Here is a 24,884-nt window from a genome sequence, read left to right as displayed (position 1 = left end):
GCGACTCACTGTCGACTGGCCGGCCAGTTTACTGCCAGTGATGGCTTGGTGCCGAGCGCCGCACAAACAAAAAGAGGGCACCCCGAGGTGCCCCCAACTCCACGCTCAACTCCCTGATATCCACTACACGCGGATAAAGCGCTCCAGCAAGGCGTTCAACTGCTCCGGCTGGTCCAGCGGCGTGGCATGTCCGGAATCGCTCACCACCTGCAGCTCGGCATTGCGCAACTGCGCCACATAGGCCTGCTTGTAGGCCAGCGGGGTGTAGTCGCGGTCGCCGGCGACAATCAGCATCGGCGTGTCGACGCCATTGACCGCTGGCAGTGCCGACCAGCCGAGAATCGCGCGGATGGCGTGCAGGTAGGACACCCGATCATTAGCCCCGATACGCAGGGCGGTGCGCCGGCGCAGCTCGCCCTGCTCGGCATGGGGAAACAGCTTGCGCGCCAGCAGCCGGCCCATGGTTTTGAGGCCGAACAGGCGGATCAGCCCCAGACGCAGCAGCACCTTGGCGCGCAGGCTCCAGGAGTCCAGGGGAAAGCTCGGCGCACTGTTGATCGCCACCAGGCGGCTGATCAATTGCGGTTGTTGCGCCAACAGCTGAAAGCCCACCATGCCGCCCATGGAGATGCCCACCAGCACGCAGCCGGAAATGGCCTGGACGCGGATAAACTCGGCCACATCGTCGGCCAGTTCGGCCACGCTGACCGGCGCACGCAGGGGTTCGCTGGCCCCATGGCCGCGCAGGTCGAGGGCGAAAACTTCGGCGAAACGCGACAGCGCATCGATCTGTGGCTGCCAGTCCTGGGAGGATGAACCCAGGCCGTGCAGCAACAATACCGGTAGGCCGCGACCCTTGCGGATATAGGCGCAGCGGCCATTGCGTAATTGAATATAGTGCATGAATAAACTCCCTTTAATACAAACTTTGCTGCGTATTTATTCCTGCCGTCCTGCATCGCGAGAATGATCAGGAAACATCGATTAAATGGGGAAGATTGCCAACTTAGTTATTAGCTGAGCGTTTGCCTTATCCCGGTGGAAAACCTAGAATCGGCCTGCGTCTTATAGAGAGTTCTCCCCATGTACAGCATTTCCAGCCCGACTCAGGCTCGCAGTAAAAAAGCCCTTGAGCGCTTTCTCAACGTGGCTGCCGAACTGCTTGCGGACAACCGTTTCGAAGACACCGGCATCTCCCAGATCGCGCTGCTGGCGGAGTCCTCGGTGGGCACCTTCTACCGCCTGCTGGGCGACAAGGACGTGCTGCTCTACGCCGTGCACGAGCGCTTCGTCGAGCAAGGCCGCAGCGCCATCGACAGCCTGGTGCAGGGCCTCGGCCACAGCGAGTTGCCGCTCAGCGACCAGATCGAAGCCTTTATCCGCGGTATGATCGCGCTGTTCGAGGGCCGCGAAGGCCTGCTCCGCGCCTTGGTTCGGCGCAGTTCGGCCGACCTGCAGTTCCGTCAGCGCTTCCATCAGCTCAATGCTTACATCGGCCAGACCTTCTGCGCCATCGTGTTGGCCCGGCGCAACGAACTGCGCCACCCGCAGCCGCAGCAGGCCGCCGACCTGGCGGCACATATGCTGTTGGCCAGCCTGAATTACCTGACCATGGTCGGCACCCTCGGCGAAACGCCTCGGGAAGTTATTCCCGAGGAACTTTCCCGGCTGATCTGTAACTATCTGGAAGTTGCCAAGCATTAACGTCGGCTGTCCCGACGTAATTGTGCTGGGGTAAAGTCCGAGGGTTTCAGGGCAATATCAAATTGATTGGCCGGTTCTTCATTGGACAATATGCCGATCACATAACGTCCGCCGATCAGGTCATATACCGCATCGCCTTTGGTCCAGATCAGCGGTTGATCGTAGAGATTGACGGTGTAGGACTCGCCAACCCGCCACAGGGTGTCGCGGTTGTCGTAGTGGTCGACCACTAGGATCTGATAGCTGTCTTCGTCGAAATACATATCGCGCTGCTTGTACTGGTGGCGCATCCCCGCCTTCAGCGTGGCCCGTACATGCCAGACGCGGTGCAACTCGTAGCGCAGCAGGTCCGGGTTGACGTGACCGCGCTTGACGATGTCGCTGTACTTGTTGCTCTTGGCCGCCAGGCGGTAGCTGTTGTAGGGCACATAGAGTTCCTTCTTGCCCACCAGCTGCCACTCGTACTTGTCCGGCGCGCCGGAGAACATGTCGAAGTTGTCCGTGGTGCGCATGCCGTCCGATGAGGTACCGGGCGAGTCGTAGGCCACGTTTGGCGCGCGGCGCACACGGCGCTGGCCGGAGGCGTAGAGCCAGGCCAGGCGCGGCTCTTTCACCTGGTTGACGGTCTCATGCACCAGCAGTTCGGTGCCGGCCAAGCGCGCCGGGGCCAGGACGGATTGGCGGAAGTAGAACAGCACGTTGCCGTTGCTCTGGCTGTGATCGCCGGCGGCTTCGTTGAACAGAAACAGGTCCTCGATCTTGGTCATAAAATAGTCGCCGCTGGCCTGGGGCACGGCCTGGGCGTAGTAGCGCTTGACGCTGTCGCCGCGGTAGCGCACCAGGTGGTTCCACAGCACTTCCAGGCCCGACTGCGGCAGCGGAAAGGGCGTGGCCAGCTTGAAGTCAGCGATGCCATTGCCGTTTTCGATCAGCTTGGCCGAGGTGGCGTTGTGCTTGGCCGCGGCATACACCTTGTCCGGGTAAGAGGCCGAGCGCCGGGTCGGGTAGACGTTGAGCTTCCAGCTCTCGCTAAAGCGCGTGAGCATGGCCAGCTGACCGGGGCTGAGCTGCTCGCGGTACTGCTCGGCGTTGGCCGCGGTGATGCTGAACAGCGGCTGGTCAGCGGCATAGGGGTCGCGGTAGCCCAGAGCCGGGTCGTAGGCGTTGGCATCGCGGGCCAGGCCGCCGTCCCAGGCGGGGATGGTGCCGGCGGCATTGCCAGCCTTTTCCGCGCCGATCGGGGTCAGCTCCTGACCGAGGCGCGCGGCCTGCGCCGCAGTCACCTGGGCCTGAACCAGACCGGCGCTGAGCAGCAGGGAACCGAACAGGCTGGCGCGCAAGAATCCTGAAGTCTTCATGGTGATCACGTCCTAGAAACTGTATTTGATGTTGAAGCCGAGGTAGTCGCGGTCACTGAGCTTGTTGGCCAGATCGCCGCCGCTGTAACCGACATATTTGACGCCGACCGTCAGGGACTCCTGATAGATCGCGTCGACCCCCAGGGAATAGCTTTTGCGCTCTTCCAGCAGGCCGTTGGTCAGCTGCGGAGCCACACCGTTGATGCCGTACTGGTAGCTGACGCTGGGCACCAGATTGACCACGTTGAACACGTTGCTATAGGTCAGCGACAGGCTGCTTTGCGCCCCCCAGGCACTGGACGTGGCCCCGTAGTAGTCGATATCCGACTCCAAGCCCTGCACCCGGCTGCCCACCACCTCGGTGAGCAGGGTCGCGGTATCGGCCCCGAGCAGGTTGTTGAAGCTGTAGATGCCCACCAACGAGGCTTGCCACATGGCTTTTTCGGCATAGCCATCGAGGCGCGTGCCCACCGGCATGCCGGCCAGATTGCCCAGCAGCGCACTCGGCAGGTACTCGCCCAGGCCCAGGGCTATCGGAGCATTGGGCCGATAGCTGAGCTCGCCGGCCAGGGACAGGCCATTGAGGAAGCTGTCGCCGCCAATGCTGGTGTTGAAGCTGAGGCCATAGAGGTGACGCTTTTCCAGGTACTCGGCGTAGTAGTTGGAACTGCTGCCGACCGGCAGCGCGCCCACCACCGGGAACACCACGGGCTGGCCCACGGTCAGGCCGATCATCGGCAGGTTCATGTTGTAGCGCAGGTAGTAGAAACCCAGCTCGCTGTCATTCAGCTCGGGCACCAGCCAGCGCAGGGCCACGCCGTACTGGGCGGCATCATCGGCTTTGACGTCCTGGCCGCGGGGGATATAGGTGGTGGGCAGATAGCCCCGGAGCAGATCATTGATAAACCCCGGGCCCAGGCTGTCGGCGAAGGCCTGGGCCTGCTCCGGGCTGTCGAAGGCCAGGCCTCCGGTCAGCGGCTCCTGCAAGGGCGGCAGCATCAGGTAATCGCAGCCGCCACCGAGCACATCGAGGGTAGAGAAATAGGTGCCGCAGGGGTCGATCTTGGTTTCTTCCCAGGCGCTGCCGGGCTGCCAGTAGCCTTCGACGGACAGCCCTTCGCTCAGCTCGAACGAGGCATAGCCCATCAGGGTCGGCATATAGGCTTCCTTCAACTCGGAGCCAGGCGCGCGCAGGGCGTTGAGATCCACCGGGTTGGTCGCGCCGATGCCGTTCTGATAGAACAGCCCTTCGCCCCAGTTGATCACCTGCCGGCCAAGGCGGGCATTCAAGGCGCGCTCACCCACCGTCCAGCTGCCGTAAACGAAGGCATCTAGCAGATCGATGCTGGAGCCGGCATCGTCCAGGCCCTTGTTGGGGATCTCGCGGTGGCGGCGGTTATCGTCCTTCAGCTCGAAATCGTAGAAACCGCGGGCACGCAGGAAGATGCCGTAATCGTCCTGAAAATTCAGGTCCATCTCGGTCACCACCTTGGCCACCTCGGAGAACAGCGCACCCTTCTTGAAGTTGAGGTTGCCGTCGTCAGAGTTGATCAATGCGCCGTTGTCGCCCTTGCCACCATTGGCGCGGGCGATCAGCCGGCGATCCTGGCTTTCCATGCGGTAGTTCACCCCGTAGGACAGGGTGGTATCCAGGGACAGCGCCCAGTCCCCCGAGCGCGTCTGAAAGGCATTCGCCTGGCTCGCCGCCAGCAACGCCAGGCAACCCGCCGTCCATGCTGATCTCTGTGTCGCCACGATGATCTCCTGCTGTGTTGTTTTTATCGGAACCGGAACATCGGTTCCGATAAAGTAGTAGCCCATCCGCGTTTTGGCAAGCCCAGCAAAGATTTTTTCTTCCAGCCGTGGCCGGCGCTAGAGGGTTCGCGGCGCTGCAGCGCCCAGATTGCGCGGGATGGCTTACTTGACGGAATCGGAATTCGGGTTTCTATTTAATAAGCGACAACAGGGAAGCAGAGCGTTTGGTCAGGAGGACGCCTCTTAGAGGGTGTTTACAAAAGTAGCGAGCGATGGCCAGGCAAGGCGAAATCAGCCGAGAAAGCGGAGTGTACGAGTAGTACATGAGCATTTTGAGGCTGAGTTCAACGCCGCATGGCCGAGCGCAGTAATTTGTAAACATCCTCTAGAAAACCAATAAGAAAGTGGAGAACTACCATGCTTATCACTGCCAAACCGTCTGTCCGCTGGCTGGGCCTGATCGCCCTGCTGGCGTGCTGTTTCGCCACCCCGACCTGGGCCGACTCACCCTGCAGCGAACGCAAGAAAAGCCTGTTGCTGCCCGGCAAGATCAGCTGCAGCCACCAATCGACCTGGATTTCCTCAGGCCCCCTTACCCTGCGCAAGGTGATCTACCAGACCCCGGCCGGTACACCACCGGCGGGCGGCTGGCCGGTGGCGCTGTTCTATCAGGGCTCGTTCTTCGCCCTGGACGACTTCGTCTATTACAGCAACGAGTGGCTGGGCAAGCTGTACAACGAGGGCAAGACCATCAAGGCACTGCTCGATCAGGGTTATGCGGTAATCGCCCCCAGCGCCCCGGCCGACCTGTTCTGGCACACCAATATTCCCGGTCTGTCGGGCGAGCTGTACCCCACCAGCACCGATTTCACCTTTCTGACCAACCTGTTCCAGGCCATCGACAGCGGCCATTTCGGCCCGCTCAACGCTCAGCGCAAATACGCCACCGGGATCTCCAGCGGCGGCTACAACACCAGCCGCATGGCCGTGTCCTTCCCCGGCCAGTTCAAGGCCCTGGTGGTGCACTCCGGCTCCTACGCCAGCTGCAGCGGCCCGCTCTGTTCAGTGCCGGGTACGCTGCCGGCCGATCATCCGCCGACCTACTTTATCCATGGCTTTGTCGACGCTGTAGTGCCGTGGTGGAGCATGGATCTGTACTACGACCGCCTGCTCCAGCAGGGCATTGCCACCGGCCGCCACACCGAACCCCTGGGCCAGCACGAATGGTTCGACGCCTCGCCGGGCAAGGTGCTGGCCTGGTTCAACGCCCACCCCTGACCCTTCACCCAGCAGCGGCCGGGCGCAGGCTCGGCCGCCTCAGGATGCCCCCATGATTGCTTACCACCTCCGGCTGCTCGGCCTGCTGGCAGCCCTGCTCGCCTGCACCACCGGCCAGGCCGCCGCCGCACAACAGGCCGCGCCGTTGCAGCAGATACGCCTGAACCTGAGCGGCTCGCTCGGGGATTTCTACCTGCTCTATGGCGTCGACAACGACCCCGCCCACCTGGCAGCGGCGCAGCGCCGCGGCAGCCAGATCGACAGCCTGCTCGGCCAGCTCGCGGCACCCAGCGACAGCGGTGGATTGCCCGTGCTGGCGCAGCTGCGCCGACAATGGCCGGCTTACCGCACGCTGCTGCTTGAGCTGACAAACAGCCTGCAACAGCGGCAAATCCCGAGTGGCGGAGCGATAGCCGAGCTGCTCCGCCAGCACCGGCAACTGACGCAACTGGGCGAGACCCTGAGCGGCTATTACCCGACGCCGGCGGGCCCACTGGAGGGACAAAGCCAGGCACTGGCCATGCAGCTGCAAACCCTTAACAGCGACTACCTCGCCCACAGCGTCGGAGCCAATGTGCTGGGTGGTGACAAGCCACCACTGGATAGTCAAACCCAGGCTTTTGACCAGGGTTTGCAGCAACTGCAACAGACCCAGCCGGGCGGCGAGGCGCAGCGCCTGTTGCAGAAGATTGAGCGCAAGTGGCGCTATATCGAACCGTCGCTGCGGCACTACCAGCAGGACAATATCCCCTCGCTGGTCAACCGCTACAGCAGCCGAATTATCGAAGACCTGGCGCTATTGCCAAGCCTGGCCCAGGCCGCGCAGTAGGCGTCAGCCCTCGGCCAGGCGGCCGGCAGCCCTACATCACAGCCGGCAAGCGGCAAACCCCGCCTGCAACGCCGCCACATCCTGCACCTCGGTAAAGATCAGCTCCAGACGCGAGTCCTTGCGCCACTCGCTGTTCTGCCAGTGCAAGGGCTGGCCATCCAGGGCATTGGCCGAGAGCCAGCCGGCGTTGGTCTGCAGCACCAGCTTGGCCCGTCGCCAGGCCAGCCCATGCAGCCACTGCTGAACCTGCATCAGCTCGAACTGCTGACTCGGGTGCCAGCGCCAACCGATGCTCCACCCCTCGGCCTGCGCTTGAACCTGACAGATAGGCTCGCTCGGGCTGCGCCACAATTGCGGCAATGTCGCGGCACCTGCGGGCAAAACATCCAGCGTGCCGCCGCTATCGGCCCGAGCGGCAAAACCGGGTAGCTGGCTCAGTGGCAAGGTGCCCTGGGTCGTCCACAACAGCGGCCGCGCGGGCAGCAGCGCTTGCAGCCGCGCCCTGGTTGCCGCGTCGAGGTTTTCGGCCTTGTTCAGCAGCAGCAAACCGGCACTGCTCAAGGTTGCCTGCTGACTCTCGGGCAGCGCCGCGCCAGCGGCCAGGGCCATGGCATCCAGCACCAGCACCGGCTCCTGCACCGCCAGTACGTCCAGCCAGGGCGGCTCGCGCAATTGCTCCAGCAGTTGCAGCGGATGGCCGAGGCCCGAGGGTTCGATCAACAGACGATCCGGTTTGGCCTTGCGCAGCAGACGACTCAGGCCGACCTGAAAGGGCACGCCGTTGACGCAGCACAGGCAGCCGCCGGCCACTTCGCCCATGGCGATGCCGTCGTCGTCGGTTGTCAGCAGGGCGGCATCCAGACCGATCAAGCCGAACTCGTTGATCAGCACCGCCCAGCGCTCGTTGGCCGGACGCTGCGCCAGCAGGTTGCGGATCAGGCTAGTCTTGCCCGCGCCCAGAGGGCCGGCAATCAGATGGGTGGGGATATTCTTGAGCATGGGCCTATGGTGCGGCTTTGCCGGCCGGGAGAGAACCCCGCGCAGGGCGCAGACTGAATAAAAGCCGCATGCTAGAGTCGGCAGACTGTTTTATTGGCCATCCACCGCCGCACTGTAGGAGCGGGCCATGCCCGCGAAAGGCTATCGCGGCCATGGGCCGCTCCTACAGAATCCACCCGCTGTGTTTATCGAGGTTGCCAACGATGCGTGCCGCTCTACTGCTTGGCTTATCCCTGTTATCCGGCCTGGCCTGGGGTGAAGCCTGTGTGGTGCATAGCCAGGCTGAGCGTCTGGATGTGAAGGTCTGCCAGCAGAACCGCAGCATCCCGCCCAACCTGTTTCGCACCGGCTTCTGCCAGCCGCAACTGAAAGGCCAGAAGGTCGAAGTGGCCTTTGTCGAGCAATGCCCCATCGGGGCCTTCGGCGTGTGCCGCAACTCCACGGTGGGCGGCACCCCGTACAAGCAGGACGTGCATTATTACGGAGTCGCCACGGACGCCGCCTACCTCAAGCCCTTCTGCGAGCAGCAGAGCAAGGGTGTGTGGATGGCGCGCTAAGCCGCCTGCCGCAATCACTTACGCCAGCCAATCCAGGGTCAACAACAAACGCCGCTCACCGGCCGGTGGTTGCGGCGAACGGTGGATCAAACCGCCGCCCTCATTGCCAATCCATTTCTCGCCCTTGGCCAGCAGTACATGGCCGGCCTCGGCGCGTTCGATCAGCGCGGCATCGCTGGGCTCAGCAGTTGGATCACCCAGGCGACGGCGCGCCATCACGCCTTCATGCAGCCACTCACTGCCGACCCCGGCGTAGCTGGTAATCAACCGCACCGGCACATGATCGACGTGAAAGCGCGGGCACATGGCCTTGTCGAGAATGCGCAGGCGCAAGCCGATCCGTTTGGCATCGAACAAACAGGCAAAAGCACCGACCAGCCAGCTCAGGTCCTGCAGAAAAGCCGCCTGCCCCGGCAGATCGCTATAACCATCGACCAAGCCACTGAGGTTCGGCGCGCTCTCCGGGCTGGCCAGCTCGAGCACGATGGATTGCCCCAACGGCTCGCCCTGAGCCAGCAAGGCGCTGGCGAAATCGCTGATTTGCGCCGGTAACTGGCGCTGCCAGACGGCCAGATTGACCGCGTCGCGCAGCACCTCGCCGAGTACGTCGATCTGCTCACTGCTGACTTGCTGCAACGGCTGCCTCAGAACAGGTGCCAGCATCAGGCGGCCTCCTCATGCCAGGGGCCGAAGGGGTCGGGCAGCGCTTGCCAGGCGTCCACGCCCAGGGCCATTTCCGCATCCGTCAGCAGGCAGGTATCCAGCTCTGCGGTCAGCTGGGCGAAGTCGATGTTCTGGCCGATAAACACCAGTTCCTGGCGGCAGTCGCCGCTCTGCGCCTCCCAGTTTTTCATAATCGCCTGCAGTCCTTCTTCGTCCGTCGGCCATTGCGACTTGGGCACGAAGCGCCACCAGCGCCCGGCAAAGCCATGGCGCATCAAACCGCCGGCCTGGGACCAGCTGCCGGCCTCCTGGTATTTGCTCGCCAGCCAGAAGAAACCCTTGGAGCGCAGCAGGCGGCCATTGCTCCACTCGCGGTTGATAAAGTTAAAGAAGCGCTCGGGATGCAGCGGCTTGCGCGCCCGGTAGGCAGTGGAGGCGATGCCGTATTCCTCGGTTTCCGGTACATGCTCGCCGCGTAGCTCTTTAAGCCAACCCGGTGCCTGGGCGGCGCGTTCGAAGTCGAAGCGGCCGGTGTTGAGGATTTTTTCCAGCGGCACCGCACCCATGGCCATCGGCAGGATCTCGGCATGGGTGTTAAGGCCACGCAGGATGGCCATCAGCTCTTCGCGCTCGTGGCTACTGATCAGGTCGATCTTGCTCACCAGCAGCACATCGGCGAACTCCACCTGCTCGATCAGCAGGTCGGTGATCGAACGCTCATCCTCCTCACCCAGGGTTTCTCCACGGCTGGCCAGGCTCTCGGCCTCGTGGAAATCACGCAGAAAGTTCACCCCGTCGACCACCGTGACCATGGTATCCAGGCGCGCCACATCGGCCAGGCTCTGGCCGTCTTCACCACGGAAGGTAAAGGTCTCGGCCACCGGCAGCGGCTCGGAAATACCGGTGGATTCGATCAACAGGTAATCAAAACGGCCATCACGGGCCAGACGGCCGACCTCTTCCAGCAGGTCTTCGCGCAGAGTGCAGCAGATGCAGCCGTTGCTCATTTCCACGAGCTTTTCTTCAGCGCGGTTCAGGCTGACATCACGCTGAACTTCGCTGCCATCGATATTGATTTCGCTCATATCGTTAACGATCACCGCCACTTTCAAACCCTGGCGGTTTTTCAGGATGGCGTTGAGCAAAGTACTTTTACCGGCCCCGAGAAAGCCGGACAGCACGGTTACGGGAAGACGGTTATTCATGGTTTCAGGCTCCATCAGGGTTCGGCGTGGCGCAGATGTTTTTCGCGTTGTTCCTGGCGCTCTTTGGCTTCGATGCACAGGCTTGCGGTGGGTCGCAGCAGCAGGCGCTTGAGGCCGATTGGCTCACCGGTTTCCCGGCACCAGCCGTATTCGCCGCGGGCCAGGCGGTCGAGCGCTTCATCGATCTTGTCGAGCAGCTTCTTTTCCCGCTCCAGCAGGCGCAGTTGCCACTGGCGTTGCTCTTCGGCGCTGCCGATATCGGCGGGATCGCTGCTGGTTTCGCGCTCGCGCAGGCCTGCAAACTCTTCGGCAATACGGGCTTGCAGCTCGTCGCGCTGGCTTAGCAACAAGCTGCGGAAGAACTGCTGCTGGGCGGCATTCATATAGTCATCCGCCGGCTGGGCGAGCAGTTCGGCGTGGGTAAGCGGGGTGGCGGTCATCATCAGGATTCACTGGCTTTGCGATTTACTTGTTATAACATAACATTTAAACCCATAGCCGAGCGGCAGATTTCTGATGAACGCACTGACCTTGCCGGATATAGCCGCGCAAACACCTGCCCACCAACAAGCGCTGGACTGGGTCGGCATGCAAGGCATCGCGCTGCCGGTCAACCTGGCCGGGCAACGCATCAATGCTCGCGCCGATGTCGGGGTCAGCCTGGATGATGGCAATGCTCGTGGCATCCATATGTCGCGCCTGTACCTGGCCCTGCACGGGCTGGAGCACAACCCGCTAAGTCCGGCGACGCTGCAGCAGCTGCTGGGCGAGTTTCTCGACAGCCATCAGGACCTGTCGCAGCAGGCGTCGATCACCTTGCATGGTGAGACGCTACTGAGTCGTCCAGCGCTGGTCAGCCCCCTTGCCGGGTGGAAGTCCTACCCCTTCGAAGTGCGTGCACGCCAGGATTTATGGGGGTTTCACGTGGAACTGCAGGTAAAAGTGACCTATTCCTCGACCTGCCCCTGCTCCGCCGCACTGGCGCGCCAGCTGATCCAACAGCGCTTTATCGAGGACTTCGCCGGCCAGCCGCTGGAACATGCTCAGTTGCTGGCCTGGCTCGGTTCGCCCCAGGGCATCGTCGCCACGCCGCATAGCCAGCGCAGCTACGCCACCCTGGACGTACGCTTGCCGCCACAGGCCGCCGAGCTGCCGCTGCTGGAGCTGATCGATGCCGCCGAACAGGCTCTCTGCACCGCCGTGCAAACCGCCGTAAAGCGTGCCGACGAACAGGCCTTTGCTCTGGCCAATGGGCAGAACCTGATGTTCTGCGAAGACGCCGCCCGCCGTCTGCACAGCGCGCTGCTGCAACAGAGCGAGCTCAGCGCCTTTCAGTTGCGCGTGGTGCATGCGGAAAGCCTGCACGCCCACGATGCAGTGGCGGCTAGTAGCTGGAACTGGGGCCAGGCATGATCAACAGCCACAACCTGCAGTGGGGGCGTGGCATCAAGGCCCGGAGCTAGACGACTGCCAGGGCCTGCCGCTGCACTTTCAACGCTGAGGGTTTAGGTGCTTCGGTAAGTACAGAGCATCTTCCAAGCCTGCTGTGCAGCGGATCTAGCAACTCGTCTAGTTATTGTCTTTGAACAGCGTTGAAACGGTGCGCGCAACATGGTCAGCACCGTCACTGATTTCACGCATGATGGTTGTCACCGTGGCGATTTGATCATTATTTTCTTCGGCGCTTTTGGCGATGCCGGCCATATTGACGTTGAGCTGCTGAGTAAGTTTGCCGTTCTCCGATACCACATTCTTGATTTCCACGGTGGCACTACTGGTACGCGCTGCCAGTTGGCGAACCTCGTCGGCCACCACAGCAAAGCCTCGGCCCATTTCACCAGCGCGGGCGGCTTCAATTGCGGCGTTCAGTGCAAGTAAATTGGTCTGCTCCGCAACACCTTGAATGGTGGTAACAATTTTCTCAATGTCCTTGGCTTGAGTATTTAACTGGGTGATCAAGGTGACGGCACCGTTAATCAAATTAAGTGTTTTTTGGGATAGATCAATGGAGCTGCCCAAGGACTCCATGCCACGCACGGAAATTTGCGAGGTTTCTTCTGCAGTGGTGAAGGAAAGTTCTGCGGCTTGACGAATTTCTTCAGCCTTATGCTTCTGTGGACTAACATCAGTGGCGAATTTGATCACCTTGATAACATGACCGCTTTCATCAATGACTGGGTTATATGTAGCCTCAAGATAAATGCGCTCGCCCGACGCGGTCTTACGCTCAAACTGTCCGCTATAAAATTTTCCATTTTTCAGGCTCTGCCAGAAATCTGGGTTCTCTTTATAAAAGGCGTCATAACAAAAAATGCGGTGGTGCCGGCCTTTAATATCGCTCAAGCGATAGCCCATAGCACCAAGGAAATTGTCATTTGCATGCAAAATGTCACCGTCCGGGGTGAACTCAATCATGGCCATTGAACGGCTGATAGCTGCATAGGCAGCGCCCAGAAATAATAGCTCCGTCTGTCTTGACGTGACGTCTGAGCATAACTTCACGACTTCAATGACTTGCCCACCTTGATTTTTGATCGGTGTATAGGTGGCCTCAACCCAGATTGAACTTCCGTTCTTATGAATTCTTTTGAAAATACCTTTCTGCGCGACGCCCTTGGCGAGCGCTTGCCAGAACTTCTGATAGTCACTTGAATTAACATAACTTTTGTCACAGAACATCTGATGGTGTTTCTCTACTACCTCATTGAGGTCATAGCCAAGCACCCCAAGAAACAAACTATTCGCCTCGATGATGTGACCATCCGGCCTGAAGCGGATCATCGCTATATTCTGGTTGATGGCATCTAGGCGCAGTTGCAAATCGGCGACTGTCTTCTGGCTTTCGAGCAACTCGTTATTATTCTTGAAAAACATAGTAATTCCTATTGTCTTTTTAATTATTAAGAGCATCTGAAAATACTCAATAGGAGTTACCTATTATCGCCTCGGCCTAAGCCACCATTCCTTGAGTTACATAGTCATCAAGCATAGCTAGTATTTTTCGAGTCACGGATACCTTTCATCTTGAGCACCGGCCTAAGAAAACCCTGAAAAAGCCCCCTACTTTGCAATAGGGCATCCTGCAACCCGCAGGTAGCGGTGTGGCATCTTCTGCGAATGCTAACTTTTTCAGACCATCCATAAAGTTGGTCTGAAGCAGCCCTGCATTTCTGGTTGTCTTCAGCCTTCACTGGCACCAGCCTGGTCGCCCAGCCATTCTTTGCCCGCCAGGGTTTTTCTGTGCAGCAGGCACAGACGCTGACGCGCGGCGCTGTTAACTTGCCGCGCATGCTGATGCGCAAAATTCTGGAGCCGCGATGAACACCCTGACGATTATCGTGCTAGCCGCGATTGTGCTGGCCGCCTGCGCTTTGGCCCTGTGGAGCTGGCACAACCAGCGCAAGCTGGAGAAGCTGGATGAACGCATCCGCCGGCAAAGCGAGCTGATCGAACAGCTCGATAGCGTGCTGGAAAACCCGCAGCTCAGCGAAGCCGAGCAGCTGGCGAAAAGCGAGGCCTTGTTGGCCAAGCTGCAGGAAACCCGCAAGCCGTAGTGTCGCGACAGGGTTCGACTGTCGCAAACCTGTAGGAGATCCCCGTCGTCCAGACGCCGCGCTGTCGCCCTGCAAACTGGGGGCAATTGCGTCTTTCGGCTTGTAGGTACCTGTAGGAGCGGGCCATGCCCGCGATGCGTTTCGCGGGCATGGCCCGCTCCTACAAAAGCGCCCACCGCGACCCAGCGCCCTACCAGCCGCCGCCCCCTCCGCCACCACCGCCGCCGCCGGACGAGCCGCCACCGGATGATCCACCGCCGCCGCCACCGCTTGATGAGCTGCTCGCGGGTGGCGATGAGGCCAGCGCCGTGGCGCTGCTCAGGCCAGCCGCCAGGGCGGTGCTCATGGCCAGCGGGGTGCTGAAACTGCGGCGGCTGTGGTACCAGTCGGGTTGATAGTCGCGCTGCGCCGGGTCGATCAGGCCGCTGGCCAGGGCCGTACTAAAGCGCTCGCTCCACTTGTCTTCCACGCCCAGGGCCATGGCGTAGGGCAGGTGTTTCTCGTACAGGGCGATGCTCATCGCCGGGGCATTGCCGGCCAGGGCCAGGGCGTCGCTTTCCGCCAGTTGCAGGTACTCGCGGTAACCCTCCAGGCTATCGAGCAAGCGCCGCCCTTCGACCGAGGGTGCCGGCAGCAGGTAATAGAACAGCGCCACCACCAGCACATACACGCAGAGCAGCAGCAAGGCCGGCACTGACGCCGCCTCGCTGAGCATCCACAGGCCAATCGGCATCGGCCAGAAAAACATCAAAGCCGCCAGGCCCAGGCCGATCCGCTTACCCCAACTGGGCTGATGCCAAGCCATATACAACACAAACAGCGACGGTACGCCAAAGCCCAGGGTAAACATCACGCCGGCCAAGCCAGTGGCTATATCGTCCTCGCCCTGGGCACCGGCAAACACCATCACCAGGCACGCGACCACCGCCCAGACCAGACCCCAGGCCCAGATACCGCGGTTGTTGCTGAACCAAGCCTTGCCCTGCTCTTGCAGCTGGCTTTTAAGCCCGGCCACGGCTTCGGCCAGACGCGACTGGTAGCTGCGGCCGATCTTCAGCGCGACGCCTTCCTTGCCGGCCGGAAACAGGCGGTTGCGCAGTTCGCGATCAGGCTCGCTGAGGTCACTGCCCGCGCCAGTGGCCAGGCTAAAACCACTGCCGCGGGCGGCGTCTTCGATAAGCAGGTGCTTGTGGATGGCCATATCGGTGAGCCACACACTGAAGGCCCGCGCCTCCTGATACGGGCCCTTGAAGCCGCGGTGCCAGAGGTAGCCGGCCTGCGCCGCGCTGAGGCCCTGCGGAGCCTCGAATAGCGGGATGATCAGGCCCTTCTGCGGGTCGCGGCCGAACCGGTCCCAGCCGCGCAGATAGAACAGCAACAAGCCAACCAACATCAGCACGCCCAGGCACAGGCCGAGGTTATCCAGCAGCAGATAGCTCTGCCGCTGCAACATCCCCGGCCGCGCCACCAGGCCCGCCGGCCAATCCAGCGCAACCGTCAGGCCCTGATAGGCCGGCAAGGTTTGCGTAGTGACCAGGCGCAGATGGTCGTCGCCCTGCTCGACCACCTCGTACGCTTTGCCCTGTTCGCCATCAGCCCCGGTATAGGCCGCCAGGTCGCCAATCCGCGCGCCCGGCGGCAGCTTGACCTCGACCGAGGCCTGAAGAATCGGGAAGACCCACTGATTGCCGGTGACATTCCAGTACAGCTCGTCGCGGCCTTCGTGATGCAACAGCTGCCGCTTGACCCGATAACGCAGCTCGTACTGATAACGCCCCGGCTGCAGCAGGTGGTCCGCCGAGCCGATGTAGTAGCGCACCCAGGCACCGTTGCGCTCGGTGGTCACGTTCTCAGGCCGGCCGTCGCGGGTCACGCCCAGCAGGCTGATCGGGCCGCTCTTGTTCAAGCCCAATGCCATTGCATACCTGACCGGCAGATCGCGGTAGATACCGCGCCTGATCTGCTCGCCCTCGGCCTGCACGGTAATTCGCTCGGTCACCAGCAGGCTGGCGTCCGGCTGCACCTGCAGGGTCACGGCAAAGTCTTCGATCACCTCGTCCGCTGCGGCCCAGAGTGGCAGCAGGCACAGGCTTAACAGCGCAACACGCATGGCTCGCAGCATGTCAAAACTCCATTTTTGGCGACTGGGCGTCACGTGGGTCATCCAGGCTGAAGTACTCGGCCTGGGTAAAGGCAAAGGGCCGCGCCACCAGATTGCTCGGCACCGACTCGACCAGCACATTCAGCTCGCGCACCGCGCCGTTGTAGTAACGCCGGGCCATCTGGATATGGTTCTCGACGTCCGTGATAGTGCGCTGCAGATCGAGAAACTGACCATCGGCCTTGAGCGTCGGGTAGTCCTCGACCAGGGCAAACAACTGACGCAGCTGAGTGCTCAGGTGCGCCTCCACCGGCGCGCGCAGGCCCAGCGGCGAATCGGCCAGTTGCACCGCACGCATGCGCTCCTGCACCAGCGCTTGCAGGGTGTCCTGCTCGTAACTCATATACTGCCGCACGCATTCCACCAGCGCCGGGATCAGGCTGGAACGACGCTTGAGCTGCACGTCGATGCCGCTCCAGGCCTCGGCCACCCGCGCGCGGTTGAACACCAGGCGGTTGTAGTAATAAATCCCCAGGCCGCTCAGCCCCAACAGCAGCGCCAGCACCACCCACAATCCCGCCCCTTGCATAGCCACTCCTTGATTTGCAGGCCGTTGAAAACGCTCTGTTCGCCATCGTCCTAACACCATAGCCGGCACCTAACGCCCGTGCGTAAAGCCAATAACGCGAGCCGCGCGACGCGCCCTCTATACCTTAAGAGATATGGTCAGGGTCGGCTCCTCCATGGCAGTGTGGCCTATCGCATCGCTTATTTTTTCGTACGGATGGACTGTCATGGATATTGCTGAATTCGCCGATCTGCTAGCCGCTTCCAAGGCCCAGCCGGAACCGCAACGTTTACTGTTGGTGTTCGTTTGCGCCGAGCTGCCGGAAGACGCAACCGCAGAGGAACGCCAGCGCCACGCCGAGAACCAGGGCGGCTCGCTCAAGCCGGTGCTGTGCGTCGACAAGCTGCCGGACGAACTGGTGGATTTCGCCGGGTTGCTGGCCGAGTCCAGCCGCACCGGGGTGGCCTGGGACCTGGTATTCGCCGCCGGCCTGGCCGGGCGTGCAGGCATGGCACCGAGCAGCGACGAAGCCGAACAGCCCTTGAAGATGATGGTCGGGGCCATCGAGGCTGGCAGCATCGGCAACTTTATCGCCTTCGACCGCACGGGGCAGGCGGTGGGCTTTTACTAGGCGACTGTCGCCGTACTACTGCGCAGCCATGATCAGCCTCAGCATCCAGTCGCTGGAGCCAGAGCCGGGTCTGCTGTCCTTCTATGCGTCGGTGTTCGCCGGGGCCATGGCCCGGCAGCGAAACAGTCGCGTGCCCGCTTCGGGACAGGTTATGGTTAGCGCCTGCCGATTATCCGGCATCATGTTGCCGCTGCTCGACCCGCCGGTAATCACCCAGACGTGGCGGGCCTTGCAGACGATCGCGCAAGGCCATCATCGATGTGACCCGCAAAGGCGAAGCCGGCGACGGTCGGCCCGCCCACCTTCAAGAGGCCCCCATGCAGATCGAGTTACTGGAGATCCGCGACCACCTGCAGCGCTTCCCGCCCTTCGATGCCCTGCCCGAGGATAGCCTCGACGCCATCGCCCGCCAGGTCGAGGTGGCCTACTTCAAGGCCGGCAGCGACATTCTTCTGTACGGCGCGGAGATTCACGACCTGCACTATGTGCGCAGCGGCGCGGTGGAAATCTACCGGCGCAACGGCGAGCTGTACAACCGCCTGAGCGAGGGCGATATCTTCGGCCAGGCCGGCCTGCTGCGCAGCAACAAGGTGCGCTTCCCGGCGCGGGCCATCGAAGACAGCCTGGTCTACTTTATCCCCAGCAAACTGTTCGGCCAGCTGTGCGAGGCCCACGACAGCTTTGCCGACTTTGTCGAGGCCGAGGGCCAGTCGCGGCTCAAATCCGCAGTGGAAAGCCAGGGCCAGGCCAGCGAGCTGATGCAGCTCAAAGTGCGCAAGCTGATCTCCCGCCAGCCGGTCTGCGTGCCCCTGCACACCTCGGTGCAGCAGGCCGCCCAGGTGATGACCGAGCAGAGCGTATCGTCCCTGGTGATTGTCGACGGCGAAGCGGCCAGCAGCGTGATGGTCGGCATCCTCACCGACCGCGACCTGCGCACCCGGGTGCTCGCAGTCGGGCTCGACAGCGCGACGCCGGTGAGCGAGGTGATGTCGCCCGATCCCATCACCATCCAGGCCGATGACAGCGTGTTCGAAGCCATGTTGCGCATGCTGCGCCACAATATCCATCACCTGCCGGTGGTGCAGCGGCGTCGCCCTCTGGGCCTGATCAACCTGTCCGACATCATCCGCTACGAGTCCCACAGCAGCCTTTACCTGGTCAACAGCATCTTCAACCAGCCGAATGTCGCCGGCCTGCAGAACCTCCTGGCGGACCTGCGCGGCACCTACGTGCGCATGGTCAGCGACCAGGCCACCGCGCAGATGATCGGCAGCGCCATGAGCGGCATCGGCCGCGCCTTTACCCAGCGCCTGCTGGAGCTGGCCGAACAGAAACTCGGCCCGCCGCCGGTGCCCTACTGCTTTATGGTGGCCGGCTCCATGGCCCGCGACGAACAGCTGCTGGTCACCGACCAGGACAACGCCCTGGTGCTCGACGACCGCTTCGACCCCGCACAGCACGACGCCTACTTCGCCGCCCTCGCCCAGTTTGTCAGCGACGGCCTGGCGGCCTGCGGCTACAGCTACTGCAAGGGCGGCATCATGGCCAGCAACGCCCAGTGGCGACAGCCGCTGCGGGTGTGGCGTAACTACTTCCAACAGTGGATCGACAAACCCAACCCGCAGACCCTGCTCAACAGCTGCATCTTCTTCGACCTCGACGGCGTACATGGCGAAAGCGAACTGGTGGAAAACCTCCAGGAACTGCTCGCGCAGAAAGCCAGCAGCAACCCGGCCTTCCTCGCCGCCCTGGCGCGCAACGCCCTCAACCGCACGCCGCCGCTGGGCTTCTTCCGCACCTTTGTGATGGAGAGCGACGGCCAGCAGAAGAACATCATCAACCTCAAGGGCCGCGGCAGCGCACCGCTCACCGACCTGATCCGCGTGCACGCCCTGGCCTGCGGCAGCAAGGCGCAGAACTCCCTGGAGCGCCTCGACGCCATCGCCCAGACCAAACTGCTGCAGCCCGAGGCCATCAGCCAGCTGCGCTACGCCCTGGAGTTTCTCAGCCTGGTGCGCATCCGCCATCAGGCCCGCGCCATCGAAGAAGGCCGCGAGCCGAACAACTACATCGAGCCGGAAAAGGTCTCCGCCAGCGAGCGGCACAACCTCAAGGAAGCCTTTCAGGTGCTCAGCAACGCGCAGAAATTCCTCCGCTTCCGTTACCCGGCGCAAGCCGGTCAGGCGCTATGAGCGGCGCGGCCAAGGCCAGCACCGCCGAGCTGTTCGACTGGGTCGGGCACCTCGCCAAACTCGCCGAAAGCGCCAGCGACCCGCGCCTGCAAGCCTTCTACCGCGCCGGCACGGTCAGCCCCGACACCCCGCTGCAACAGGTGCCGCTGCTGGCCCTGGACGTCGAAACCACCGGCCTCGACGCCAACCAGCACGCCATCGTCAGCCTCGGCCTGCTGCCCTTCAACCTGCGCCGCATCCGCTGCGGCGAAGCGCTGTACTGGGTGGTCAACCCGGCCAGCGAGCTAAGCGGCGAATCGGTGACCTTCCACCACATCACCCACTCAGACATCCGCCACGCCCCGCGCATGGGCCAGATACTCGGCGAACTGCTGGCGGCCATGGCCGGCAAGGTAATGGTGGTGCACTACCGCAATATCGAGCGCAGCTTTCTCGACCAGGCGCTGCGCCAGCAGCTGGGTGAAGGTTTGCAGTTCCCGGTGATCGACACCATGCAGCTGGAAGCGCGCCTCTACCCCAAACGCCAACCCGGCTGGCTGGCCCGCCTGCTCGGCCGCCAACCAGTCTCCATCCGCCTGGCCGACAGCCGCCTGCGCTACAACCTGCCGCAATATCAGGCCCACCATGCGCTAACCGATGCGCTGGCAACTGCCGAGTTGCTGCAGGCGCAGGTGGCGACGCGGTATTCGGTGGATACGCCGGTGGGGGAATTGTGGAGTTGAGGGCGCGACGGTAGCCGCTTTGCTCCCCTCGCCCGTTTACGGGAGAGGGGCTGGGGGTGAGGGTGAGGGTGCTTTTTGTATTCGGCATGACATCGCGTTTGCTGATGCTTTGTGTTGCGCCCCCTCGGGCGCGTCACTTGATTCGCTACGCTCACCCTTCGGGCCAGCCTCCTGAGTAGGACTTGGCACGCGCCTGATATCTCAGCAGCTGACGGAAAAAGAGCAAAGACAAAACCTGGCCGCATCTCCGTCATCGACCACCGTAATGGACGCCTCAGCCTGTATGAACTAGCTTTGGCCCAAGCCAGCCAGTATTACGCCAGCAGTCCGGGTTTGCCGTCCTCCCTGTCGTGTTTCTCTCCAGGTGCTGTCGCTTTTGCCACGACCACCTTTAAGAAAGACAAGGACTTAGCTGACGACAAGGAAGTTTATGCGGCACGTATCGCGACATATGTGTCGCCTAATTAATAGTTAGATTTTTATGCCAAACCAAAAGAAACTTGATTCATATAAAGGCGAATTATCTGCATCAGAAATTGCAGCCGGCATGAACGCAGCCAACACAAACGCCATGCGTTTAGCTAACGATGCTCAGAAGCTGCTGGAGACAGGAAGTTTTCCAACTGCGGCATCGCTCGCAGCCCTATCGATTGAGGAGTCCGGAAAGGTTTCAATCCTACGCCAGCTTTCAACGGCCAGTACCGCAGAAGAAACCAAAGCAAGTTGGAAAAATTATCGCTCTCATACCAGCAAGAATGCTCAGTGGTTACTTCCTGAGCTTGCAATAAAAGGGGCCAGGAAACTGGAAGACCTTCGCCCTCTCTTCGAGGAAGGTGCAGAGCATCCCTTCATCCTTGATCAGCTAAAACAATTAGGCTTTTATACGGATTGCCTAGGAAATAAGAATTGGTCAATACCTAGTGTTGTCGTCAACGAAGATCTCTCTAAATCACTTGTTCAAACAGCAAAACTCCTTGCAGGAAAGAGCGAAGTCACTACAAAAGAAATTGAGTTATGGATTGAGCATGTCGGCAAAGCTTCAAGAAGCGACTTTGATGCCATGAAAGAGGCTTTGATCACATGGTATGCAGCAATGCAGGATGCTGGGCTCAAAGAAGGCGAGACCAATTCAATGAAAAATTTCATTGAAAACGGCGTAGCATTCCCAAAAATCTAACAAGTGGTTCAAATCACTCGCTTCGCTCGCTGGGACGGGCTAAAGCCCGCCATTTAACCAAACGTTATGTGAATAGAAAGGATTACTGTGCATATTGAATGTAAAAATTGCGGTGCCACTTCAGATAGAGCTGGAATATGTGTTTATTGTTTAAAAGATTTAGGTAGTATTCCAAAAGCCATTTTAGCAGCAGCATTGATGTCAGTTATTTTATTTTTGTCTTGGGTTTCAATCGCGGCTATATTCGAAGCAGAGTATGCTTGGGTTTCTATTGTATTTGGTGCATTAATTAGTGGCGCGGTTATATATTCCTCACATGGCTCAGGCCCTATTTACCAATTAATAGCGACTTCATTTACATTGTTTACTATATTTTTCTCTGACCTTTTTGTTGTTTGGTATTTGTGGGAAGGGGCAGAAATAGCACTAGACAGTTCATTTATAGAGCAAATTAAAACTCTAGCCGCTCACCAGGTTCAGTGGGATATATATTCTTGGCTATTTACTTTTTTAGGTGTATCAAGTGGTTTCTATATTTGGCGATATAGCTAATGGGTAATATAAATATCACAGCCAGTGCAGGCAACAGTCATGGGAAAAGGGGACAGACTTATTTAAATCTCGCACGCAAATAAAAGTTAGACCCCCAAGGCATGCGCAATACAAAACATCAGCGCACACGATGCTGTGGGTGCCAAGCAAAACATCGCGGGCAAGCCCGCTCCTACAGGTGCCCGGCGCGAGCCCACCCAAGCCCCGCGCATAAAAAAGCGCGCCCGAAGGCGCGCTCTTGTACTACTCAACAGCGATCAGCGCGGTTCGCTCATCAGGCCTTTGACGATCGATACGCAGCCCACCAGCAGCACGATGGTGAACGGCAAGCCGGTCGATACCGCCATGGCTTGCAGGGCCACCAGGCCGCCGCCGAGCAGCAGGGCGATGGCGATTACGCCTTCGGTAATCACCCAGAACACGCGCTGCGGTACCGGGGCGTTGACCTTGCCGCCGGCGGTGATGGTGTCGATCACCAGGGAGCCGGAGTCCGACGAGGTGACGAAGAACACGATCACCAGCACGATGCCGATAAAGGAGCTGATCTCCGCCAACGGCAGTTCCGCCAGCATGGCGAACAGCTTGAGCTCTAGCGCGGCGTCCTGCACGCCGGTAAAGCCGTCGCCCACCAGTTGGCTGATACCTGTGCCACCGAAGGCGGTCATCCACAGTACCGACACCAGGGACGGCACCAGCAGCACGGCGATCAGGAACTCACGCACGGTGCGGCCACGGCTGACCCGGGCGATAAACATGCCCACGAACGGCGACCAGCTGATCCACCAGGCCCAGTAGAAGGCGGTCCAGCCCTGGCTGAAGTTGGCGTCTTCACGTGCAATCGGATTGGACAGTGCCGGCAGGTGTTGCAGGTAAGCCCCGAGGTTGTCGAAGAAGCCGGTGAGGATGGCTAGGGTTGGGCCCGCGATGATGACGAACAGCAGCAGCAGGATGGCCAGGACCATATTCAGCTCGGACAGGCGCTTGACGCCCTTGTCCAGGCCGGCCAGTACCGACAGCAGGGCGATACCGGTGATGCCGATAATCAGCAGCACCTTGCTCAGGTCGGTGGCGGCGACGCCGAACAGGTGGTCCATGCCGGCGGCGGCTTGCTCGGCACCCAGGCCGAGGGAGGTGGCCAGGCCGAACAGGGTGGCGAACACCGCGAGGATGTCGATCACATGGCCCGGCCAACCCCACACCCGCTCACCAAGCAGCGGATAGAAGATCGAGCGGATCGACAGTGGCAGGCCCTTGTTAAAGGAGAACAGCGCCAGCGCCAGGGCGACGATGGCGTAGATCGCCCAGGGGTGCAGGCCCCAGTGGAAGATGGTGGCGGCCATGCCCAGACGTGCAGCGGCCTCGGCATCCCCGGCGGCACCCGCGAGCGGGGACCAGTCGGTACGCAGGCCATCTTCACCGACACTGACCCCGCCCATCGCGGCGGAAAAATGCCCCATGGGTTCGGCCACGCCGTAGAACATCAGGCCGATGCCCATACCGGCGGCGAACAGCATGGAGAACCAGCCCAGGTAGGAGTGGTCGGGGGTGGCGTCCATACCGCCGAGGCGCACCTTGCCCAGCGGCGAAACGATCAGGCCCAGGCACAACAGCACGAAGATATTGGCCGCACCGAGGAAGAACCAGGCCAGGTTACTGGTCAGCCAACCGCGGATGGCGCTGAACAGCGGTTCCACTTCGTTCTGCAGGGCCAGGGTCAGCACTACGAACAGCACCACGGTGAGTGCGGAAATGCTGAAGACCTTGCCGTGAATGTCGAGGGCGAACAGGAACTGCCCTTTGATGTTGTCCTGGCCGACCACGTAGTCGGTGTCGATCAGATTGGCGGCCCCACTCGGGGCCGGGATGCCATCCAGATTTGCCGCATCTGGTTGCGGGGTCGTGTCAGACGAAGGGTCTTTTCCCATATGGAATGCTCCTTAGGCGTGTGGCACGCATTACGCGCACGAGGACGGATTGCCCTACTCGTACAGCCGCCAAACCGGCAACTGAGCCGGACAGGGTAGCAGCCATAGCCCATCCCTGCAGGCACAAAGCCAGGATTGGCGGCCATTGCAGCCCATTTAGCGCCCGCGTTGCTGGCCGTATCGTCAGAATTTTCCGGTGCGGGCTCCCTCTGTGGCATGCAATTGGCTATGGTTTCTGTAGCCCCCTATGCCGTTATGTCGAGAGCCCGTGCCCATGACAGTCCTTCTTCCGCTGCTGGTCTGTCTGACGCTTGTCTTCAGCCCGACCCTGCGCGCGCAGACCTTTACCGTGGGGGTCGAGCTGCAGCCCTATATGCCTTATTCGAATGTGCATGACGGCCAGTACCTGGGCTATGGCCGCGACCTGCTGGACGCCTTCGCCACCCACCAGGGCCATGAGTTTATTTATCGCCCCCTACCGGTGCGGCGCTTGCTCAGCGACTTTCTCGGCGGCCGGGTGGATTTGAAATACCCCGACAACCCGCGCTGGAACGCCGATATCAAGCGCGGCCATCAGGTGCACTTCAGCCAGGCGGCGGCTCCGGCCATCGACGGCATACTGGTCAAACCCCAACACCTCAACCAGGGCAAGGCGCGCCTGCGCCGCCTCGGCACCCAGCGCGGTTTTACCCCCTGGCCCTATCTGGAGGATATCGAGGCGGGGCGGATCATCCTGATCCAGGCCAACCAGATCGAGTCGCTGCTGGCCATGGCCATGAATGACCGGGTCGATGGCGTTTACCTCAACCCGCAGGTGGTGGCGTACCACCTGCGCAGCAACGGCATGGACAGCAATGCCCTGGTGTTCGACCGCAACCTGGCCTATCAGGATGACCACTACTTTCTCTCGAGCATCCAGCACCCCGAGTTGATCAAGCAGTTCGATGCCTTTCTCAGCAGCCAGGCCGAACAGGTGCAAGCCCTAAAGGCGCGCCACGGCATTATCGAGCCGTAGCGCCAGACGCAAAGCCATGGGCCAATGGGTAGGGTGACGCGAGGCCTCGTAGGGTGCGCTGTGCGCACCACGGCTGACTGCAGACTTTCGGTATGCACA

General features: G+C 61.0%; 23 protein-coding genes and 1 pseudogene. 12 read left to right on the top strand and 12 right to left on the bottom strand.

The genetic code is table 11. The features are described from left to right. Positions 1 to 123 precede the first annotated feature (123 nt). A complete protein-coding gene (locus VMP31_RS05905) occupies positions 124 to 903 on the bottom strand; it encodes an alpha/beta hydrolase (RefSeq protein WP_325505044.1) in 780 nt (259 codons plus the stop codon). Between the two features lie 180 nt (positions 904 to 1,083). Between VMP31_RS05905 and VMP31_RS05900 the strand changes: the two genes are divergently transcribed. After that, positions 1,084 to 1,704 carry a TetR/AcrR family transcriptional regulator gene (locus tag VMP31_RS05900; protein ID WP_325505042.1) on the top strand — a complete coding sequence of 207 codons (621 nt, stop codon included), beginning with the start codon at positions 1,084 to 1,086 and terminating at the stop codon, positions 1,702 to 1,704. Here VMP31_RS05900 and VMP31_RS05895 read toward each other — a convergent pair. Together VMP31_RS05895 and VMP31_RS05890 are read right to left on the bottom strand one after the other, a co-directional pair. Continuing rightward, entirely contained in the window at positions 1,701 to 3,062 is a 1,362-nt protein-coding gene (locus VMP31_RS05895; RefSeq protein WP_325505040.1) for a DUF1329 domain-containing protein, read from the bottom strand. The genes VMP31_RS05900 and VMP31_RS05895 overlap by 4 nt on opposite strands. A 12-nt stretch (positions 3,063 to 3,074) precedes the next feature. Beyond that, a complete protein-coding gene (locus VMP31_RS05890; protein WP_325505038.1) occupies positions 3,075 to 4,817 on the bottom strand; it encodes a DUF1302 domain-containing protein in 1,743 nt (580 codons plus the stop codon). A 417-nt stretch (positions 4,818 to 5,234) separates the two neighbouring features. On the opposite strand from VMP31_RS05890, the gene VMP31_RS05885 reads away from it, so the two are divergent. Together VMP31_RS05885 and VMP31_RS05880 are read left to right on the top strand one after the other, a co-directional pair. Further along, the gene (locus tag VMP31_RS05885; protein WP_325505036.1) at positions 5,235 to 6,095 is read left to right on the top strand and encodes a plasmid partitioning protein; all 861 of its coding nucleotides are present in this window, start codon (positions 5,235 to 5,237) and stop codon (positions 6,093 to 6,095) included. Between the two features lie 52 nt (positions 6,096 to 6,147). Then, a complete protein-coding gene (locus VMP31_RS05880) occupies positions 6,148 to 6,924 on the top strand; it encodes a hypothetical protein (protein WP_325505034.1) in 777 nt (258 codons plus the stop codon). Positions 6,925 to 6,960: 36 nt separating this feature from the next. Here VMP31_RS05880 and VMP31_RS05875 read toward each other — a convergent pair whose 3' ends face one another. Continuing rightward, a complete protein-coding gene (locus VMP31_RS05875; protein WP_325505032.1) occupies positions 6,961 to 7,923 on the bottom strand; it encodes a CobW family GTP-binding protein in 963 nt (320 codons plus the stop codon). Between the two features lie 203 nt (positions 7,924 to 8,126). Between VMP31_RS05875 and VMP31_RS05870 the strand changes: the two genes are divergently transcribed. After that, positions 8,127 to 8,480: an NADH:ubiquinone oxidoreductase gene (locus VMP31_RS05870; protein WP_325505031.1), complete on the top strand. Its 354-nt coding sequence runs from the start codon at positions 8,127 to 8,129 to the stop codon at positions 8,478 to 8,480. Between the two features lie 18 nt (positions 8,481 to 8,498). Here the strand turns inward: VMP31_RS05870 and VMP31_RS05865 are convergent, their stop codons facing one another. Genes VMP31_RS05865 through dksA form a run of 3 tightly spaced genes read right to left on the bottom strand, consistent with a single transcriptional unit; the run spans position 8,499 to position 10,788 of the window. Further along, positions 8,499 to 9,143, bottom strand: a complete 645-nt coding sequence (locus VMP31_RS05865; protein ID WP_325505029.1) for a DUF1826 domain-containing protein — start codon at positions 9,141 to 9,143, stop codon at positions 8,499 to 8,501. Then, on the bottom strand, positions 9,143 to 10,348 hold the full coding sequence (gene zigA, locus VMP31_RS05860; RefSeq protein ID WP_325505027.1) for a zinc metallochaperone GTPase ZigA: 1,206 nt from the start codon (positions 10,346 to 10,348) through the stop codon (positions 9,143 to 9,145). Before zigA ends, VMP31_RS05865 begins: the two co-directional genes overlap by 1 nt. A gap of 14 nt (positions 10,349 to 10,362) precedes the next feature. Next, positions 10,363 to 10,788: an RNA polymerase-binding protein DksA gene (gene dksA / locus VMP31_RS05855; protein WP_325506094.1), complete on the bottom strand. Its 426-nt coding sequence runs from the start codon at positions 10,786 to 10,788 to the stop codon at positions 10,363 to 10,365. Between the two features lie 76 nt (positions 10,789 to 10,864). On the opposite strand from dksA, the gene folE2 reads away from it, so the two are divergent. Continuing rightward, positions 10,865 to 11,761, top strand: a complete 897-nt coding sequence (folE2, locus tag VMP31_RS05850; RefSeq protein ID WP_325505025.1) for a GTP cyclohydrolase FolE2 — start codon at positions 10,865 to 10,867, stop codon at positions 11,759 to 11,761. Between the two features lie 156 nt (positions 11,762 to 11,917). Here the strand turns inward: folE2 and VMP31_RS23345 are convergent, their stop codons facing one another. Then, on the bottom strand, positions 11,918 to 12,376 hold the full coding sequence (locus tag VMP31_RS23345; protein WP_414705436.1) for a methyl-accepting chemotaxis protein: 459 nt from the start codon (positions 12,374 to 12,376) through the stop codon (positions 11,918 to 11,920). Between the two features lie 78 nt (positions 12,377 to 12,454). After that, positions 12,455 to 13,222: pseudogene (locus tag VMP31_RS23340) on the bottom strand (PAS domain-containing protein); the annotation flags it as partial. Positions 13,223 to 13,665: 443 nt separating this feature from the next. On the opposite strand from VMP31_RS23340, the gene VMP31_RS05840 reads away from it, so the two are divergent. Then, positions 13,666 to 13,902 (top strand): hypothetical protein, encoded by a 237-nt coding sequence (locus VMP31_RS05840; protein WP_325505021.1) that lies wholly within the window; start codon positions 13,666 to 13,668, stop codon positions 13,900 to 13,902. Between the two features lie 190 nt (positions 13,903 to 14,092). Here the strand turns inward: VMP31_RS05840 and VMP31_RS05835 are convergent, their stop codons facing one another. Both VMP31_RS05835 and VMP31_RS05830 read right to left on the bottom strand, forming a co-directional pair. Continuing rightward, the gene (locus VMP31_RS05835; protein WP_325505019.1) at positions 14,093 to 16,024 is read right to left on the bottom strand and encodes a DUF2207 domain-containing protein; all 1,932 of its coding nucleotides are present in this window, start codon (positions 16,022 to 16,024) and stop codon (positions 14,093 to 14,095) included. Position 16,025: 1 nt separating this feature from the next. After that, positions 16,026 to 16,592: a LemA family protein gene (locus VMP31_RS05830; protein WP_325505017.1), complete on the bottom strand. Its 567-nt coding sequence runs from the start codon at positions 16,590 to 16,592 to the stop codon at positions 16,026 to 16,028. A 205-nt stretch (positions 16,593 to 16,797) separates the two neighbouring features. On the opposite strand from VMP31_RS05830, the gene VMP31_RS05825 reads away from it, so the two are divergent. From VMP31_RS05825 to VMP31_RS05805, 5 genes are all read left to right on the top strand, one after another. After that, entirely contained in the window at positions 16,798 to 17,202 is a 405-nt protein-coding gene (locus tag VMP31_RS05825; protein ID WP_325505015.1) for a ribonucleotide reductase subunit alpha, read from the top strand. Between the two features lie 317 nt (positions 17,203 to 17,519). Continuing rightward, positions 17,520 to 19,394: a DUF294 nucleotidyltransferase-like domain-containing protein gene (locus VMP31_RS05820; RefSeq protein ID WP_325505013.1), complete on the top strand. Its 1,875-nt coding sequence runs from the start codon at positions 17,520 to 17,522 to the stop codon at positions 19,392 to 19,394. Next, on the top strand, positions 19,391 to 20,116 hold the full coding sequence (locus VMP31_RS05815) for a 3'-5' exonuclease (RefSeq protein ID WP_325505011.1): 726 nt from the start codon (positions 19,391 to 19,393) through the stop codon (positions 20,114 to 20,116). Before VMP31_RS05820 ends, VMP31_RS05815 begins: the two co-directional genes overlap by 4 nt. A gap of 481 nt (positions 20,117 to 20,597) precedes the next feature. Next, positions 20,598 to 21,293, top strand: a complete 696-nt coding sequence (locus VMP31_RS05810; protein WP_325505009.1) for an AbiV family abortive infection protein — start codon at positions 20,598 to 20,600, stop codon at positions 21,291 to 21,293. A gap of 87 nt (positions 21,294 to 21,380) precedes the next feature. Then, positions 21,381 to 21,845: a hypothetical protein gene (locus VMP31_RS05805; RefSeq protein WP_325505007.1), complete on the top strand. Its 465-nt coding sequence runs from the start codon at positions 21,381 to 21,383 to the stop codon at positions 21,843 to 21,845. A gap of 257 nt (positions 21,846 to 22,102) precedes the next feature. On the opposite strand, the gene VMP31_RS05800 is transcribed toward VMP31_RS05805, so the two are convergent. Further along, positions 22,103 to 23,770, bottom strand: a complete 1,668-nt coding sequence (locus VMP31_RS05800) for a BCCT family transporter (RefSeq protein ID WP_325505005.1) — start codon at positions 23,768 to 23,770, stop codon at positions 22,103 to 22,105. A 274-nt stretch (positions 23,771 to 24,044) separates the two neighbouring features. Between VMP31_RS05800 and VMP31_RS05795 the strand changes: the two genes are divergently transcribed. Continuing rightward, positions 24,045 to 24,785 (top strand): transporter substrate-binding domain-containing protein, encoded by a 741-nt coding sequence (locus VMP31_RS05795; RefSeq protein WP_325505003.1) that lies wholly within the window; start codon positions 24,045 to 24,047, stop codon positions 24,783 to 24,785. Positions 24,786 to 24,884: the final 99 nt, after the last annotated feature.

Source organism: Pseudomonas sp. (assembly GCF_035512415.1).
Classification (GTDB): Bacteria; Pseudomonadota; Gammaproteobacteria; order Pseudomonadales; family Pseudomonadaceae; genus Aquipseudomonas.
The sequence above is the reverse complement of the archived record's forward strand: the minus strand, read 5'-3'. Positions and strand labels throughout refer to the sequence as shown.

Coding starts and splice junctions, on each gene's coding strand:
- folE2 (WP_325505025.1), top strand. CDS start 10,865: ATGAACGCACTGACCTTGCCGGATATAGCCGCGCAAACACCTGCCCAC.
- VMP31_RS05815 (WP_325505011.1), top strand. CDS start 19,391: ATGAGCGGCGCGGCCAAGGCCAGCACCGCCGAGCTGTTCGACTGGGTC.
- zigA (WP_325505027.1), bottom strand. CDS start 10,348: ATGAATAACCGTCTTCCCGTAACCGTGCTGTCCGGCTTTCTCGGGGCC.
- VMP31_RS05810 (WP_325505009.1), top strand. CDS start 20,598: ATGCCAAACCAAAAGAAACTTGATTCATATAAAGGCGAATTATCTGCA.
- VMP31_RS05900 (WP_325505042.1), top strand. CDS start 1,084: ATGTACAGCATTTCCAGCCCGACTCAGGCTCGCAGTAAAAAAGCCCTT.
- VMP31_RS23345 (WP_414705436.1), bottom strand. CDS start 12,376: ATGGAGTCCTTGGGCAGCTCCATTGATCTATCCCAAAAAACACTTAAT.
- VMP31_RS05895 (WP_325505040.1), bottom strand. CDS start 3,062: ATGAAGACTTCAGGATTCTTGCGCGCCAGCCTGTTCGGTTCCCTGCTG.
- VMP31_RS05880 (WP_325505034.1), top strand. CDS start 6,148: ATGATTGCTTACCACCTCCGGCTGCTCGGCCTGCTGGCAGCCCTGCTC.
- VMP31_RS05825 (WP_325505015.1), top strand. CDS start 16,798: ATGGATATTGCTGAATTCGCCGATCTGCTAGCCGCTTCCAAGGCCCAG.
- VMP31_RS05830 (WP_325505017.1), bottom strand. CDS start 16,592: ATGCAAGGGGCGGGATTGTGGGTGGTGCTGGCGCTGCTGTTGGGGCTG.
- VMP31_RS05870 (WP_325505031.1), top strand. CDS start 8,127: ATGCGTGCCGCTCTACTGCTTGGCTTATCCCTGTTATCCGGCCTGGCC.
- VMP31_RS05795 (WP_325505003.1), top strand. CDS start 24,045: ATGACAGTCCTTCTTCCGCTGCTGGTCTGTCTGACGCTTGTCTTCAGC.
- VMP31_RS05835 (WP_325505019.1), bottom strand. CDS start 16,024: ATGCTGCGAGCCATGCGTGTTGCGCTGTTAAGCCTGTGCCTGCTGCCA.
- VMP31_RS05840 (WP_325505021.1), top strand. CDS start 13,666: ATGAACACCCTGACGATTATCGTGCTAGCCGCGATTGTGCTGGCCGCC.
- VMP31_RS05865 (WP_325505029.1), bottom strand. CDS start 9,143: ATGCTGGCACCTGTTCTGAGGCAGCCGTTGCAGCAAGTCAGCAGTGAG.
- dksA (WP_325506094.1), bottom strand. CDS start 10,788: ATGACCGCCACCCCGCTTACCCACGCCGAACTGCTCGCCCAGCCGGCG.
- VMP31_RS05875 (WP_325505032.1), bottom strand. CDS start 7,923: ATGCTCAAGAATATCCCCACCCATCTGATTGCCGGCCCTCTGGGCGCG.
- VMP31_RS05885 (WP_325505036.1), top strand. CDS start 5,235: ATGCTTATCACTGCCAAACCGTCTGTCCGCTGGCTGGGCCTGATCGCC.
- VMP31_RS05820 (WP_325505013.1), top strand. CDS start 17,520: ATGCAGATCGAGTTACTGGAGATCCGCGACCACCTGCAGCGCTTCCCG.
- VMP31_RS05905 (WP_325505044.1), bottom strand. CDS start 903: ATGCACTATATTCAATTACGCAATGGCCGCTGCGCCTATATCCGCAAG.
- VMP31_RS05800 (WP_325505005.1), bottom strand. CDS start 23,770: ATGGGAAAAGACCCTTCGTCTGACACGACCCCGCAACCAGATGCGGCA.